At 62.2% G+C, this 14,561-nt stretch carries 15 protein-coding genes; 12 read left to right on the forward strand and 3 right to left on the reverse strand.

Going from position 1 to position 14,561, the window contains the following annotated elements; all coding sequences use genetic code 11:
- Positions 1–71 precede the first annotated feature (71 nt).
- Positions 72–683 (reverse strand): FMN-dependent NADH-azoreductase, encoded by a 612-nt coding sequence (locus tag HU764_RS14070; protein ID WP_027594780.1) that lies wholly within the window; start codon positions 681–683, stop codon positions 72–74.
- A 132-nt stretch (positions 684–815) separates the two neighbouring features.
- Here HU764_RS14070 and HU764_RS14075 point away from each other — a divergent pair, with 132 nt between their 5' ends.
- A complete protein-coding gene (locus HU764_RS14075; protein WP_027594779.1) occupies positions 816–1,718 on the forward strand; it encodes a LysR substrate-binding domain-containing protein in 903 nt (300 codons plus the stop codon).
- Entirely contained in the window at positions 1,711–2,070 is a 360-nt protein-coding gene (locus HU764_RS14080) for an MmcQ/YjbR family DNA-binding protein (protein WP_186702706.1), read from the forward strand. Before HU764_RS14075 ends, HU764_RS14080 begins: the two co-directional genes overlap by 8 nt.
- 3 nt (positions 2,071–2,073) lie before the next feature.
- Here HU764_RS14080 and HU764_RS14085 read toward each other — a convergent pair whose 3' ends face one another.
- Both HU764_RS14085 and HU764_RS14090 read right to left on the reverse strand, forming a co-directional pair.
- Positions 2,074–2,478, reverse strand: coding sequence for a DUF1294 domain-containing protein (locus tag HU764_RS14085; protein WP_186676438.1), 405 nt, complete (start codon positions 2,476–2,478; stop codon positions 2,074–2,076).
- A 1-nt stretch (position 2,479) separates the two neighbouring features.
- Positions 2,480–3,310 (reverse strand): undecaprenyl-diphosphate phosphatase, encoded by an 831-nt coding sequence (locus HU764_RS14090; RefSeq protein WP_099455835.1) that lies wholly within the window; start codon positions 3,308–3,310, stop codon positions 2,480–2,482.
- Positions 3,311–3,606: 296 nt separating this feature from the next.
- Here HU764_RS14090 and mcpP point away from each other — a divergent pair, with 296 nt between their 5' ends.
- The 10 genes from mcpP to HU764_RS14140 all read left to right on the forward strand — a co-directional run bounded on the left by mcpP (position 3,607) and on the right by HU764_RS14140 (position 14,533).
- Positions 3,607–5,241 (forward strand): methyl-accepting chemotaxis protein McpP, encoded by a 1,635-nt coding sequence (mcpP, locus tag HU764_RS14095; RefSeq protein WP_027594775.1) that lies wholly within the window; start codon positions 3,607–3,609, stop codon positions 5,239–5,241.
- A gap of 100 nt (positions 5,242–5,341) precedes the next feature.
- The gene (pnuC, locus tag HU764_RS14100) at positions 5,342–5,908 is read left to right on the forward strand and encodes a nicotinamide riboside transporter PnuC (protein WP_027594774.1); all 567 of its coding nucleotides are present in this window, start codon (positions 5,342–5,344) and stop codon (positions 5,906–5,908) included.
- Positions 5,905–6,456: an AAA family ATPase gene (locus tag HU764_RS14105; protein ID WP_186676436.1), complete on the forward strand. Its 552-nt coding sequence runs from the start codon at positions 5,905–5,907 to the stop codon at positions 6,454–6,456. The genes pnuC and HU764_RS14105 overlap by 4 nt, the downstream gene beginning before the upstream one ends.
- Before the next feature lie 299 nt (positions 6,457–6,755).
- Positions 6,756–7,193: a hypothetical protein gene (locus HU764_RS14110; RefSeq protein WP_027594772.1), complete on the forward strand. Its 438-nt coding sequence runs from the start codon at positions 6,756–6,758 to the stop codon at positions 7,191–7,193.
- A gap of 1 nt (position 7,194) precedes the next feature.
- Positions 7,195–7,767, forward strand: coding sequence for a hypothetical protein (locus HU764_RS14115; protein ID WP_027594771.1), 573 nt, complete (start codon positions 7,195–7,197; stop codon positions 7,765–7,767).
- Positions 7,768–7,818: 51 nt separating this feature from the next.
- A complete protein-coding gene (locus HU764_RS14120) occupies positions 7,819–9,318 on the forward strand; it encodes a heme utilization protein (protein WP_186676434.1) in 1,500 nt (499 codons plus the stop codon).
- Between the two features lie 64 nt (positions 9,319–9,382).
- Positions 9,383–10,063 carry a C39 family peptidase gene (locus tag HU764_RS14125; RefSeq protein ID WP_027594769.1) on the forward strand — a complete coding sequence of 227 codons (681 nt, stop codon included), beginning with the start codon at positions 9,383–9,385 and terminating at the stop codon, positions 10,061–10,063.
- A gap of 44 nt (positions 10,064–10,107) precedes the next feature.
- On the forward strand, positions 10,108–10,866 hold the full coding sequence (locus tag HU764_RS14130) for a hypothetical protein (RefSeq protein WP_186676433.1): 759 nt from the start codon (positions 10,108–10,110) through the stop codon (positions 10,864–10,866).
- Between the two features lie 46 nt (positions 10,867–10,912).
- Positions 10,913–12,193, forward strand: coding sequence for a coiled-coil domain-containing protein (locus HU764_RS14135; protein WP_186702707.1), 1,281 nt, complete (start codon positions 10,913–10,915; stop codon positions 12,191–12,193).
- A gap of 138 nt (positions 12,194–12,331) precedes the next feature.
- A complete protein-coding gene (locus HU764_RS14140; RefSeq protein WP_186702708.1) occupies positions 12,332–14,533 on the forward strand; it encodes a sulfatase-like hydrolase/transferase in 2,202 nt (733 codons plus the stop codon).
- The last annotated feature ends 28 nt before the right edge of the window (positions 14,534–14,561 follow it).

The raw sequence follows: 14,561 nt of genomic DNA on the forward strand, positions 1-14,561 counted from the left end.
TGAGGTTGGCGCTATCTCTGTGGGAGCCGGCTTGCCGGCGATGGGGCGCAAGGCGCCCCCTTTTACTGCAATCAGGCAGCTGCGAACAGCTCGTTGGCAATCTGGGCCTGTGCGGCATCGATGGCCTGGCTGCGGTGCTCTGGGCCGTAGGCCAGACCATGGGCGCGTACGATTTCCAGGTCGGTGACACCGATAAAGCCCAGGAACACCTTGAGGAAGTCTTCATGGCCGGCACCCGTCGGCTGGCCAGCGTGCAGGCCACCGGCGGTGGATACCAGGATCACCTTCTTGTTACCGCACAGGCCTTCAGGGCCGGCTTCGGTGTAGCGGAAGGTCTTGCCGGCAACGGCTACGCGGTCAATCCAGGCCTTGAGCTGGGTCGGCACGGTGAAGTTGTACATCGGCGCACCGATCACAACGGCGTCGGCGGCGAGGAATTCTTCCAGGGTTTCGGCGCTCAGCTTGGCTTCGAAGGCCTGGGCCGCATCGCGCATGTCTTCTGCGGTACCGGCGGCCACCAAGGTAGCAGCGGAGAAATGGGCGATGGCGTCGGCAGCCAGGTCGCGGTAGACCACTTCCAGGCTTGGGTCGGTGGCTTTCCAGGCTTCGACCACTTCGCGGCTCAGCTGGCGGGAGGCGGAATTGTCGCCCAGGATGCTCGAATCGATGTGCAACAGTTTCATGGGACTCTCCTGTAATGAAGACCGCGGCATTGGGCGATCACGATGGGGAGAATCCTACCGGGATGACGAATAGCTGATAAGCAGGCAAAAATGCGTTAGTTTGTCCCACAGATGGAACAGTGAGACATTCCCATGCAAGACCTCAACGACCTCTTCTACTTCGCACGCGTGGTCGAAGCCGGCGGTTTCGCCGCTGCCGGGCGCCAGCTGGGCATCCCTAAATCACGCCTGTCACGGCGCATCGCCGAGCTGGAGGAGCGCCTGGGCACACGCCTGCTGCAGCGCACCACGCGGCAATTGAAGCTGACTGCCGTGGGCGAGCGCTACCTGCACCACTGCCAGGCCATGCTGCTGGAGGCAGAAGCCGCCGACGAGGCCGTCGCCAGCATGAGCAGCGAACCACGCGGGCGGCTGCGGGTGTCCTGCCCGGTAGCACTGGCACATGCGTTTCTGCCGGACGTGATCAGCCGTTTTCTTGCACAGTACCCACTGGTACAGCTGGACATGGTCCTGCTCAACCGCCGGGTCGACCTGATTTCCGAAGGCATCGACGTAGCCCTGCGCGTGCGTGACCTGGGCGACGAGGACCCGGCCCTGGTTACCCGCCGGCTGCGCCAGGCGCAAATGCAACTGGTCGCCGCTCCAGGCTTCGCTGACCACATTCGCGAGCCCGCCGAGCTGGCCTCATTGCCGGTGCTGGGCGCGGCCGAAGCTGACCGGCTGGTACACTTTCGCCTGCTCGGCCCGAATGGTCGCCAACAGGACATCGCCCTGGAGCCACGCCTGGCCATCGATGATTTCGTGGTGCGCAATGCGGCGGTCCGCGCCGGGTTGGGCTTCACTGCGCTACCCAGTATGTTCTGCGAAGAGGAATTGGAACGTGGCGAGCTGGTGCGGCTGCTGCCGGACTGGTCATTGCCGGGTGGGTATCTGCAGGCGGTGTACCCTCACCGGCGCGGTGTGTTGCCGGCCGTACGGGTATGGATTGATCATCTGGCAGCGTCGTTCGAGGCCTGTGGGGAGCGTTATGTCTAAGCAGAAAATGACCGAAGACCAGGTGGCGGACTTCTGCCTGAGCCTGCCCGGTGCGCGGGAGGACTATAAGTGGGGCGGTATCCGGGTGTTTTCGGTCGCGGGCAACAAGATGTTCGCGGTGCTGGACCTGGCGGGCGCAGGGTTATCGTTCAAGGTCGCCGATGAGCTGTTTCTGGGCTACTGCGACCGCCCCGGCGTGCGGCCCGCGCCCTACCTTGCGCGGGCGCGGTGGGTCAGCATGGCGCCGCCTTACCCCATGGGGCGCGACGAGCTGTGTGACCTGCTGCAGCGTTCGCACCAATTGGTGGTGCGAAAGCTGGCGAAGCGGTTGCAGGTGGGCTTGTTGATCTGAGCGTCAGGACACCCAGAGCAGGTGGCGCCCCAAAAACAGGTAGTCCGCCCAAAACACCTGATGCAGCAACACAATCCCCCAGAACACCAGCTGATACGACAGCTTGCGCGTCTTGTGGCGGAACATCTGCTGGGCAACCAGCGCCCCCGGCCAGCCGCCAAACAGCTCGCTGGCATGCAGCACTTTTTCTGGCGTGCGCCAGGCCTGGCTGCGTGCCTGGTGTTTGTCCTGCCAGTACAGCAGCAGGCTGATCAGGCTCACCGCCGGGTAGAGCGCCAACGGCAACCAGGACTGATCGTGCCAGGCCATCTGCGCCGCGCCCAGGCCCGGTAGCAGGCACAGCGCGCCCAAAACCAGTAGTTTCAGGCGTACATTACGTACGCCCTCCTCGCGTTGCTCTCTGCCCATATCAGCCGTGCGCCGTCGACCAATCCACCCAACCGAACTGCCAAGTGGCCAGGATAAACAGGCCAAAGGCGATACGGTACCAGGCGAAGGCCGCGTAGCTATGGTTGGCGATGAACTTGAGCAGGGCGCGCACAGCGATCATGGCAAAGATGAACGAGGTCACGAAGCCAATGGCGAACACCGGCAAGTCGCTTGGCTGGAACAAGTCACGGTACTTGTAGCCGGAGTACACCGCTGCACCGACCATGGTCGGCATCGCTAGGAAGAACGAGAACTCGGTCGCGGCCTTGCGCGACAGGCCGAACAGCAGGCCGCCAATGATGGTCGAGCCAGAACGCGAGGTGCCCGGGATCATGGCCAGGCACTGGACGAAACCAATTTTCAAGGCATGGCTCCAGCGCATCTCATCAACGTGGTCGACCTCCACGCGGTGCTCACGGCGCTCGGCCCAGAGCATGATCACGCCGCCCACCACCAAGGCCGCAGCCACGGTGATCGGGTTGAACAGGTATTCGTGAATCAGGTCGGCGAACAGCACGCCCAACACCACCGCCGGCATGAACGCCAGCAACAGGTTACCGGTGAAGCGCCGCGCCGTAGGCTGGGTGGTGAGCCCAAAGACCACGTCTAGTATCTTGCGTCGGAATTCCCACACCACCGCCAGGATGGCGGCAAGCTGAATGATGATGTTGAACGCCATGGCCCGTTCGCCACCAAAGCCGATGAGGTCGGCGACGATGATCTGGTGCCCGGTGCTGGAGATCGGCAAGAACTCCGTCAACCCTTCGACCACGCCTAAGATGATTGCCTGAAAGGCAGTCCAAAAATCCATCATTCCCCCGATGGAGCGCTGCTGCTGCAGGCCCCTTGTTCTTGATTTACTTGAAGTTGCCGCACACGGCCCGGCTGTTTTACAGCGACTGTTGGGCGTAACGCCAGTGGAAAAGTTCACGCCCCCTAAAGGTTTCATCTTGCGCGGCCGAAATCCTATCAAAGCCGCTTTGCAATGGCTTGTTCCGTTGCTGCAGACTACGACCAGACTAGCACTTAGCCATTAGTCGAGTGGGGGCTTGTCGCAAAGCATGCTTGGATGCACCTGAATAACAAGAACAAGGCGGGAGTGCCTGGATGAAAACCCTGAGATCGATGTCGATCAGCCGTCGTCTGTGGCTGATTCTGTTGGTGGCGGTGGCCATGCTGGTAGTCCTGGGCCTGCTGATGCTGCGCCAGATCCATGGCGACCTGTACCACGCCAAGGCGGAAAAGACCCGCCACGTGGTGCAGACCGCAGCCGGTGTGCTGGCCTATTACCAAGGCCTGGAGGCGGCCGGCACGTTGAGCCGCGATGCCGCCCAGCAACAGGCGTTGCAAGTGGTGCGCGCGCTGCGTTACGACCACGACGACTACTTCTGGATCAACGACCTGGGGCCGAAGATGATCATGCATCCGGCCAACCCCAAGCTCGACGGCCAGGACCTGTCTGCCATTCGCGACCCCGACGGCTTTGCCGTGTTCAACGAAATGGTCAACCTCGCCCGCAGCCAGGGCGCCGGCCCGGTCAACTATCGCTGGCCCAAACCCGGCGCCAGTGAACCGGTCGCGAAAACCTCTTATATACAGCTGTTCAAGCCGTGGGGCTGGGTCATCGGCTCAGGCGTGTACATCGATGACGTGCAGGCCGAATTTGCCCGGCAATTGCGCGACGCCTCGCTGGTCGGACTGGGCATTGCGCTGCTGATGGCGCTGGTGGTCATGCTGATTGCCCGCAGTATCGCCCGCCCCTTGCAGGAGGCCGTGCAGGCCATGGGCACAATCGCCAGTGGCGAAAGCGACCTGACCCGACGCCTGGACACCCACGGCCGGGATGAAATCACGCACTTGGGTGAACACTTCAACCGCTTCAACGGCAAGCTTCAGGGCGTGGTCGGCCAGCTACAGGGCGCCGCCCATGACCTGGCCAGGTCCGCCGGCCATGTCGGTGACAACGCCGGGGCAGCGCAACAGCACAGTGCCCAGCAATCCCAACAGATGGAGCAGGTGGCCACGGCCGTCAACGAAGTCACCTACGCCGTGCAGGATGTGGCCAAGACGGCCGAGCAGGCCGCCGGGGAAATGCGCGCGGCCCAGCAACAAGTGCAGCATGGCCAGCAGGCCATTCATGGCAGCCTGGAACAGATCGATCGGCTGTCGGCGACCATCGACCAGGCTGTCCAGGTGATTCGCGACTTGGCCGGGCACAGCACGCGCATTGGGGGTGTGCTGGACGTGATTCGCTCCATCGCCGAGCAGACCAACCTGCTCGCCCTCAACGCGGCCATCGAAGCGGCACGCGCCGGTGAACAGGGCCGTGGCTTTGCGGTGGTCGCCGACGAGGTTCGCCTGCTGGCCCAGCGCACCGCTCAGTCCACGGCCGAAATCCATACCATGATCGAGCACCTGCAAGGCCAGTCGGACGCGGCAGTACGGGCTATCGACACCAGCAGCGAGGCCTCGCGCCAGACTATCGAGCAGGCCCGCGAGGCCGGTGCCAGCCTGGATGCCATCAGCCAGGTGCTGCATAACCTGACCGCGCTCAACGCGTCCATCGCCAGTGCCACCTTGCAGCAATCGCATGTGGTCGAGGAGATCAACCGCAACGTGCTGGATACCGCCGGCTTGTCCCAGCAGACCGCCGAGGCGGCACGCCAGTCGAGTGATGCAGGCGCAGCGCTGGGGCGGTTGAGTCAGGAACTGGAGCAGCTACTGCGGCAGTTCCGCGTATAGCCCCTGTGGGAGCGGCCTTGCCGGGGCGCTCCTGCACTACTCCTTCCATTATCGACAAGCTACAATCGCGCCCCTCTTATCGCCTCTCCAAGGATCGCCGATGTCCGGCCTTGAACTCATCGCCGCCGTACTCGGCGTCACCGCTGTCTGGCTCACCGTCAAGCAGAACGCCTGGTGCTGGCCGATCGGGTTGGTCATGGTGTTGATCTATGGCTGGCTGTTCTTCGAGGTAAAGCTGTACTCGGGCATGTTGCTGCAAGTGGCCTACGCCCTATTGCAGTTGTACGGCTGGTGGCAATGGAAGCGCCCGGGCCGTGCGCACGATGCCCGCCAGGTGACACGCCTGCACACGCGCGCGCTGTGCACCGGGCTCGCACTCGGCGCACTGCTCAGCACGGCCCTGGGTGCAGCCATGGCCAACTGGACCGATGCCGCCCTGCCCTGGCTGGACGCCACGCTGACCGGCTTCAGCCTGGTCGCGCAACTGTGGATGGCACAGAAACGCCTGCAATGCTGGCCATTGTGGTTTGTGGTAGACATCGTCTATGTCGGCCAGTACCTGCATCAGCAACTGTATTTCACCGCAGGCTTCTTCGCGGTGCTCACGCTGATCGCCATACGTGGCTGGCTGGAATGGCGCCGTGACCCCGCGCTGGTGCAAGCATGAAGGTGCTGGTGCTGTGCGGGCCGGAATCCAGTGGCAAGAGCTGGCTAAGTGGCGTGCTGCAGGCGCATTTCGGTGGCGTGGTGGTCGCTGAATACGTGCGCCACTTCATCGACCATGAATGCCGCGACACCTGCTACGCAGACATCCCCACCATCGCCCGTGGCCAACTCGAGTGGGAAGACCGCGCCCGCGCGCAAGCGCCCGAACTGTTGATACTCGACACCCACCTGCTCAGCAACATGCTCTGGAGCCGCGCCCTGTTCGACGACTGCCCGGCCTGGCTGGAACAGGCCTTGCTTGCTAGGCACTACGACCTGCACCTGTTACTGAGCCCTCAAGGCGTGGACTGGGTTGCCGATGGCCAGCGTTGCCACCCCGACCTGAACGACCGTCAGCGCTTTTTCGACGATAGCCTGCAGTGGCTGCAACGCCATCAACAAGCACTGTTGGTGATTGATGGCAATTGGCCGCAACGCCAGTTGCGAGCCTTGCAAGCAGTCGCTACGCTGCTTGATAGCGATGCGCCAGCCTGCCCCACCGAGTGTTAAGCCACTGACACACCCTGGTGGGTGATAGTCCCCGCAAATGCGGGGGTTGCCCCTGTTCCTGGGGCAGTGTCAACCCCGTGATACACCCCTGCAAAAATCCCTCCAGGCACGGCCTGTGCTGGCTTTGCCAGTGGCTGGCCAAATGCTCTGTTTCAGCGGTGAAACAAAAAAAGCCGCTCTTCTTCAGCTTTTCTTCCCAACCTGTTGATTGCACAGCATTAACTGAAAGCGGCACACCTTCTGCTCTCTTATTCGCAACGCTGAATAGGGCCAGCGCTCATAAAGAAGGAATTGCCATCGTGGGGAATCTTGATAAAGGCATTTATCGGCTCCTGCTGGTCAGTAGCATCGTCGGATCGGGTTTGAGCCTGCCTGCCCAGGCCGAGAATGGGATCATCACCATTACCCGCGATGTGCAGACGCGCAACGCGACCATCCCGCCGCTGATTCCCGACCCCAGCCCGACCACCGTCAACGCTAACCCGTCGGCGCAGATTCTCAAGCAGACCCATGAACTGAGCGATGGCGACTTTGCCAACATCAGCAGCGGTGCCGGCATCAGCGCCCTGGTCACGCAACAGACCAACACCATTGGCGGCAACGTCACCAACCAGACGCAACTGCCCAACCTCGCCGCTGGGCGCGGCTCAGGTTCAGGCAACGGCATCTCCAACATGGTCAACTCAAGCGTGCAACGCGGCCTGGCCCCCTTGCAAATCCTGACGGGAGGCAAGTGAGATGAGGCATACGCTGCTGATTTTGGCCACGCTCTGCAGTGCGCCGGCCTTTGCCCAATCCCCCGTGATCAACAACGCCAACATCGACGATTCGGGCAGCCAATACCAGGGCAACCTCACGGTCAACCAGGCAGCCGGCGACCTGCAGCAGCAGGCTAACGCCCGCGCCATCGCCGTGGGCCATGAGGCCAGCGCCACCACTCAGATACGCCAGCGGCTCGGCACCGCAGTCGACCGCAACATGGATGCCACCGCCAGCATCCAGGGCAATGCTTTCAGCCAAGGCAGCGGCGCCCTGGGCGTCAACCAGAGCGCCGGTGCCAGCACCCAGCAAGCCAACGCACTGCGCATCAGCCTCAGTACTCAACCGCAAAGCATCGACGACAGCGTCCTCATGCAACAGAACGTGGCGCTGCTCAACAACTCCGATCCAGCTGACACCGCACCCGGCCATCGCCAGGTCACGACCAGTGACCAGGCATTCACCGGTAGCCGTGGGGTGATTCAGGTGAATCAGAGTGCCGGGGTGGGAAACCGAATGGCCAACACCTTGAGCATACGGGTCGCAGATTGACCCAAACAGTTAAGAACAACACTTAACCTAAATAAAGTACGGAGAATCACCATGAAACCCTCGATGGCAATCAAGCCTCTGGTTTTCGCAATTGCTGCGGTCATGGCTGTTGCTGTACAAGCTGATCAGAACGACCGGCGTGGTGGGCACCACAATGGTCACCATAACAACGGCCAACACACCCCACCTCCCACCCGGATCCCGGTGTACGCCACCGCCAACGCCATAGATAGCCAGCGCAGCACCGGCAATACCGTCACCAACCAAGGTACCATCAACGAAGCCGAGATGAGCAGCTCGGCCACCGGTGCCAGCGGCAACGTCGGGGTCAACGTGGCGGCCGGTAACGGCAACCAACAAGACAACGCCGCCGCCATCGCCAACGCAGCGTCCGACTCGAGCCTGGACAACAGCTTCGTGTTCGGAACCGCCGAAGCCACTGCGGACGTTCGCCAGTTCAGCAACAACAACCGGGTCGACAACTGGTCTACCCAATCGTCTGCGGTGATGAGCGGTTCGGGTGACGGCTCCTCCGGTAACGTGGGCGTCAACATTGCGGGTGGCGACCTCAACCAACAGAAAAACACCATGGCGATCGCCAACACCAATGCGCCATTGGGTAATGCCACCGCAACCGCCTCTGCCGACCAGAACGGCCCAGGCCTGACCGTGCACAACAACGCCGACCGCACCTACCGTGTGGACACGCTGACCTTCACCACGTCGGCCAGCGGTTCGAGCTCTCGCGATGGCTCGTTCACCTCCAGCGATGACCGCAGCTCGTCCTCGAGCTTCAGCGTGGCCGGTGCCAAAAGCGCCAGCAACAATGGCTCCAGCTCCTGGAACTCCAGTGGCTCGGCCAGTTCGAACGCCAGCGGCTCCAACAGCTCCAACGCCAGCGGGTCGAACAGCGCCACTGCCAGCGGCTCCAATAGCTGGAACGCCAGCGGCTCTGCCAGCGCTAACGCCAGCTCGTCCAGCAGTGCCAGCCTGAACGCTACCCTGGCAGCTGCCGCCGATGCGACGCGCACTGTGACCACCGACGATGGCCGTCGTGAACGCACCCGTACCGACAGCTTCGATGCTTCGCTCAATGCGTCGCTCGATGCTTCGATCGACAAGTCGCATGAAAGCGCCTACGACTCGTCGTTCGAAAAAGCGTTCGACTCCTCCTACGACAAGACCCGCAACTCTTCGTACGACAAGTCTCGCGACTCTTCGTACGAGAAGTCCCGCGACTCTTCGTATGAGAAAGCCCACGATTCTTCTTACGCAAACGCTTCGGAGTCTGCGTACGAAAAATCGGGCGAAAAAGCCAATCAATCGTCTAACGACGTGTCGAAAAGCTTCAGCGAAAGCAGCTCGTATGACCTGAGCAACACCGTGTCCTTCCAAGTGCTGACCCCAACCGGCTGGGCCAACCCTGTGACCAACACTGCAACCCTGAGCGGTTCGGTGAATGGTGGCAGCGGCAACCTGGGCGTCAACGTGGCAGCCGGTGTGGGCAACCAGCAAAGCAACTCGCTGGCCATCTCCAACACCTCGTTCTAACGGCTGTAGCCTCGAGGCCCCCTGCGGGGGGCCTTTTTCAACCAGAACAAGAAGGCACCCGATCATGCGTATTTTCGCCTTGGCGTTTTTGCTGTGCCTGGCCAGCGTGAGCGAAGCTGCACAAATGCCGTTGTCCGTGCTGCCCGGTGGCGCGGTGGTGTTCAAACCCATCCAGAGTGTGCGCGAGCGCAAGTTCGCCGACCTGGTGCAACAAAAAACCGACTTCAGTTGTGGCGCCGCGGCGCTGGCCACCATCCTGCGCCAGGCCTACTGGCTCGACGTGGACGAACAACACATCATCGAAGGCATGCTGGCGCACGCCGATCAAGACCTGGTGCGCACGCAGGGCTTCTCCATGCTCGACATGAAACGCTACGTAGAAAGCCTGGGCATGCGCGCCCGTGGGTACCGGGTAGCACCCGAAACCCTGACCAGCGTGCGTATCCCGGTCGTGGTGCTGATGGACATCCGTGGCTACAAGCACTTTGTGGTCATGCAAAAGGTCGACAACGGCTGGGTGTACATCGGTGACCCTGTGCTGGGCCACAAACGCTTCAAGGTCGAGGACTTCCTCAAAGGCTGGAACGGCATCATCTTCGCCGTGATCGGCCAGGGTTATGACAAGGGCAATGCCCTGCTCGACCCGCCTCTGCCACTGACTGCCAAGGGCCGCGTCAATAACTTCACCCCGGTACAGGACGCAGAGCTGCTGGATTTCGGCTTCATCAAAAGCGACTTTTTCTAACGGTTCTTCTAACGATTGGGAGCACGACGCTCCGGGAGCATCCAATGAAGATTCCATTCTGGCTAGCCGTGGCATGCCTGGCCGCCAGCCTTCCGACCCACGCACAGCCGCTCACCCCCATCGAACTGAAGGATCAGGAGTTGGCGAACCTGCGCGGGCGCTATGTGATGCCGGGGCGGATCGTCAGCTTCGGCATCGTCATGACCAGCACCTGGCAGAACGCTAAGGGCGACGTGATCGGGGCATCGTCGACGCTGCAAGTGCAGCAAAACACCATAAAACCGCAGTTCTATGTGTCGATGATCGACGAAAAAGGCACCAGTGCGGCCCATTCGCAAAGTGCCAGCCCTGCGCCCGGCACCGGTGCGGTCAGCGGCGGCAGCGGGCTGACCACCACCGAAGGGGTGACCCAGGTGGTGCGTGCGGCGGGCGACAACAACACCGCCTATAACAATGTCGACATCAACGTCACCAAGGCCAACCAGGCGCCCGTGGCCCAACCGCAGGGCCAGGCACTGACCGCAGGCTCGACCCTGGTCGGCGAAAACGGCGCAGGCGCGCTGAGCGTTTCGTCCACCGGCGTGGGCGTGCAGCTCAATATCAATGCCGCCAACAACCAGGGCAGCACTGTGCAACGCCTGGCCCAAGGGGGCCTGACGCAGAACACGACGTTGCTTGGCAACGGCAACCAGGTCAGCAACCTCACCTCCCTCAACGTCGTCATGCGCGAGAACGTACCCACGGCCGCTTCGCTGAACGGTAGCCTCGACCAGCTCAAAGGTCTTCGCACTCTCGGATACTGATCTACGCTCAGTCTCATCAAAAGTAGTCGGAAGGGACGGCATATCCATGCACCGATCGTTAACGTTCAGAGCTTTTGTCTGTTTGATTACCCTGGCCCCATCCACCGCCCTTTATGCAGCAGTCGACCCACAGGTTGAGGCCCTGAAACAAGAACTGATGGCGTTGAAACAGCGCTACGAAGCGCAGCAGCAAGCGTTGATGGTCCTTGAACAGCGGGTTCGCCAGGTGGAGGAGACCCCGGCGGCGCCGCAGCCTAAACGGTTGACCAAATCCCCGGCCGAAACGGTCAAAGGCGGCCAGACTGTCGCCGCCGGGGCGCCAGGCACCACCGGCAGCTCCTATGGCCAATCGCTCAAGGACGATTCCGAACCTGCGCAAAGTGTGTCCAACCTGTACGACGAGGCCAGCGGCTTCTTCGGTGGCGGCAAGTTCAGCTTCGAAACCGGCGTGACCTACACCCATTACGACACCCGCGCACTGGTGCTCAACGGCTTCCTTGCGCTGGACTCGATTTTCCTCGGCAACATCAATTTGGACCGCATCAAGGCAGACAACTGGACCCTGGACATGACCGCCCGCTACAACCTGGCGCAGCGCTGGCAGTTCGACATTAACGTTCCAGTGGTCTACCGCGAATCGACCTACTCGTCTGGCGGCGCCGGTGGTGCAGCCCCGGTCACCAGTGATGAAACCGTCACCCGCGACCCGGAAATCGGCGATATCAACGTCGGCGTTGCCTACAAGTTCATGGACGAGTCCGAAAACTGGCCCGATGCGGTGGCGACACTGCGGGTCAAAGCGCCCACCGGCAAGGACCCGTACGGCATCAAGCTGCGCGAGGTACCAGGCAACGACAACCTGTCGGTGCCGGAAAGCCTGCCGACCGGCAACGGCGTATGGGCGATTACACCGGGCATCTCGCTGGTCAAGACCTTCGACCCCGCCGTGCTGTTCGGCAGCCTGTCCTACACCTACAACATGGAAGACTCGTTCAGCGACATCAGCCCCCAGGTCAACAGCAAGGTGCCGGGTGACGTGAAACTCGGCGACTCCTGGCAAGTCGGGGCCGGTATCGCCTTTGCCTTGAACGAGAAGATGAGCATGTCGTTCTCGGTTTCCGACCAGTTTGCCCGCAAGAGCAAGATCAAGCCGGATGGCGGCGACTGGCAATCGATCAGCAACAGCGATTACAACTCAGCCAACTTCAACATCGGCATGACCTTTGCGGCCAGCGACAACCTGACCATCGTGCCCAACCTCTCGATTGGCCTGACCGACGATGCGCCAGACTTCTCCTTCAGCCTCAAATTCCCCTACTACTTCTGACCCCCAGCCGCCTGCCGGGCCTGCGCAAGCCAGCCCGGCATTTGGTTACCAGCCTTGTAGCCCGCCGTATTCCCTGGCCCAGCCTGTTATCATTCAGCACAGTTGCATGACGATTTAATGGCAAAAGGGAAGTTTTCTGTGAAGAACCTGTTCGACCACCCACGCACCCGGCTCGTCGCTTTGGCGGGCCTGGTGCTGGTGATCCCACTGGGTACGCGCGCCATGCTGGGTTGGTCCAACCCGCTCGGTTATCTGTCCGATCTGGCCCTCGGCAGCCTGCTGGTCTTGCTGCTGCACCGCCGGCCGTGGTGGCTGGCGTTGCCGGTTCTGCTGGCCTGGGCGGCGCTCTGGGTGGCGTCGGCCGAGCTGGTGAGCGCGGTGGGCAGGCTGCCCACCAGCGCCGACCTCGGCTACCTGACCGACTCCCAATTCATGGAGAACTCAACCGGCGGCGGCCTCGCGCATGGCTGGTTGCCCTGGCTCTTGGCGGCCGGCGTGCTGGGCTGGTTGCTCAGCGTCTGGAGCAGCCGCGGCCAACGTGTCGCCCCCCTGCCCCGCAAGGCCTGGGCAGTTACGCTGCTGCTGTTTGGCGCGCACTGGGGCAGCCAACACCTGGCGCCTTCCGATGCCGAGCAGTGGCGGCAGTACAACCTCTCGCATCAGGTGCTGTCGGCCGGCGTCGGTAGCCTGCAGCGCCAGGCCCTGGGCTGGGCCGGCCAGGAACAGGTGGTCACGCCCTTGCCCAGCAGTGGCCTGACCCAGTCCGACCTGCATGGCCAGAAGCTGCTCAAGGCACCGGGCAGTGCACGCAACCTGTTGGTCATCACCGTCGAAGGCATCCCCGGGGCCTACATTCGCGCCAACCGCCAGGCCCTGCACAGCCGCTTCGACGAAGACCTGATGCCAAAGCTCAGCCGTTGGGCCGAACGCGGCATGAACACCCCGGATTATGTGCTGCACACCCACCAGACCATCCGTGGCCTGTACGCGATGCTGTGCGGTGATTACGACAAGCTGGCCAACGGCACGCCTAAGGGCGTCGAACTGCTGACCCAGAACGACCGTAACCAGGCCTGCCTGCCGGCACAGTTGCGCCAGGCCGGGTTCACCACCCACTACCTACAGGGTGCTGGGCTGCGCTTCATGGCCAAGGACCGCATCATGCCGCACATCGGTTTCGATTCGGTGCATGGCCTGGAGTGGTTCCGCAACAAGAACTACCTGGAATTTCCTTGGGGCAAGGACGACCGCGCTTTCTTCGAAGGTGCCCTGGACTATGTCGGCCAGCTGAGGAAACAAGACAAACCCTGGATGCTGACCCTGCTGACCGTGGGCACTCACCAGCCTTATTCGGCACCGGCGGCTTACCTCGAGCGCTACGACACGCCCAAGCAGGCTGCCGTCGCCTACCTGGACGATGCAATCGGCGCGTTTCTCGATAACCTCGAACGCCAGGGTGTGCTCAAGGACACCCTGGTGGTAGTCACTTCCGACGAGTCCCACGGCATAGACGGCGTGCGTCTGGCATCCTCGTGGGGTTTCAACCTCACCCTGGCGCCGGAGCAGGCGGAGCTACCCACTATCAAGCGCGGCACCTATGGCCATATCGACCTGACCACGTCGCTGCTCGACTACTTCGCCTTGCCGATCCCCGTCGCACTGGGTGGCCGCTCGCTGTACCGCGATTACGACACTGGCCGCGAGATGATCGCCTACACCAACGGCATGCTGCGTTACCACAACGGCCAAGGCGTGTTCACCGAATGCGACTTCCAGCAGCGCTGCCGACGCTACGCCAGCGAAGGTTTCATCGCCGACCAGGCGCGCTACCTCGGCACCGGTGACGACATGCTCGGCCAGCAGGTCGTTACCCTGGCCGGCACCCTCGACCAGTCGCTGCTGCAAACGCCGCTCAACCTGCGCTACCAGTTCGGCGGCCCATCACCGATAAAGTTGCGCAAGCGCATTCACGATGACTGGGCCGACAACCTGATCGGTGCGCAGTACCTGGAGATGCCCGGCGGCTCGCACACCCGTGTACGGGTCAAGGTGCGCTCGCTGGACCCACGTCGTGCGGCCTACATTCAGCTCAAGGCCAAGCAACTGGAGCAAGATGTGCCATTGGGGCTGCCAGAAGAAATCCGCGTGACGGCGGATCAGCCACTGGAAATGGAGTTCAGCTTTGACAACCCGACCGAGCGCAAGGCGTTTTCCTTCCACCTGCTGGGGTATGGCGGCGGTGCGGTCGAAGTCAGCGACTTCAGTGTGATTACCGCATTACCTGGGGAAAGCGACGTGCCGGATGAACTGACCGACGACCCTATCGCCCATTCGGGCTGACGCCAAGCCCACCGTTCATCGCACCACC

It is taken from the genome of Pseudomonas kermanshahensis (assembly GCF_014269205.2).
GTDB classification, from domain to species: domain Bacteria; phylum Pseudomonadota; class Gammaproteobacteria; order Pseudomonadales; family Pseudomonadaceae; genus Aquipseudomonas; species Aquipseudomonas kermanshahensis.

Excerpts from the sequence above, each read along its gene's own strand:
- HU764_RS14070 (WP_027594780.1), bottom strand. The coding sequence starts at position 683 with ATGAAACTGTTGCACATCGATTCGAGCATCCTGGGCGACAATTCCGCC.
- HU764_RS14075 (WP_027594779.1), top strand. The coding sequence starts at position 816 with ATGCAAGACCTCAACGACCTCTTCTACTTCGCACGCGTGGTCGAAGCC.
- HU764_RS14080 (WP_186702706.1), top strand. The coding sequence starts at position 1,711 with ATGTCTAAGCAGAAAATGACCGAAGACCAGGTGGCGGACTTCTGCCTG.
- HU764_RS14085 (WP_186676438.1), bottom strand. The coding sequence starts at position 2,478 with ATGGGCAGAGAGCAACGCGAGGAGGGCGTACGTAATGTACGCCTGAAA.
- HU764_RS14090 (WP_099455835.1), bottom strand. The coding sequence starts at position 3,310 with ATGGATTTTTGGACTGCCTTTCAGGCAATCATCTTAGGCGTGGTCGAA.
- mcpP (WP_027594775.1), top strand. The coding sequence starts at position 3,607 with ATGAAAACCCTGAGATCGATGTCGATCAGCCGTCGTCTGTGGCTGATT.
- pnuC (WP_027594774.1), top strand. The coding sequence starts at position 5,342 with ATGTCCGGCCTTGAACTCATCGCCGCCGTACTCGGCGTCACCGCTGTC.
- HU764_RS14105 (WP_186676436.1), top strand. The coding sequence starts at position 5,905 with ATGAAGGTGCTGGTGCTGTGCGGGCCGGAATCCAGTGGCAAGAGCTGG.
- HU764_RS14115 (WP_027594771.1), top strand. The coding sequence starts at position 7,195 with ATGAGGCATACGCTGCTGATTTTGGCCACGCTCTGCAGTGCGCCGGCC.
- HU764_RS14120 (WP_186676434.1), top strand. The coding sequence starts at position 7,819 with ATGAAACCCTCGATGGCAATCAAGCCTCTGGTTTTCGCAATTGCTGCG.
- HU764_RS14125 (WP_027594769.1), top strand. The coding sequence starts at position 9,383 with ATGCGTATTTTCGCCTTGGCGTTTTTGCTGTGCCTGGCCAGCGTGAGC.
- HU764_RS14130 (WP_186676433.1), top strand. The coding sequence starts at position 10,108 with ATGAAGATTCCATTCTGGCTAGCCGTGGCATGCCTGGCCGCCAGCCTT.
- HU764_RS14135 (WP_186702707.1), top strand. The coding sequence starts at position 10,913 with ATGCACCGATCGTTAACGTTCAGAGCTTTTGTCTGTTTGATTACCCTG.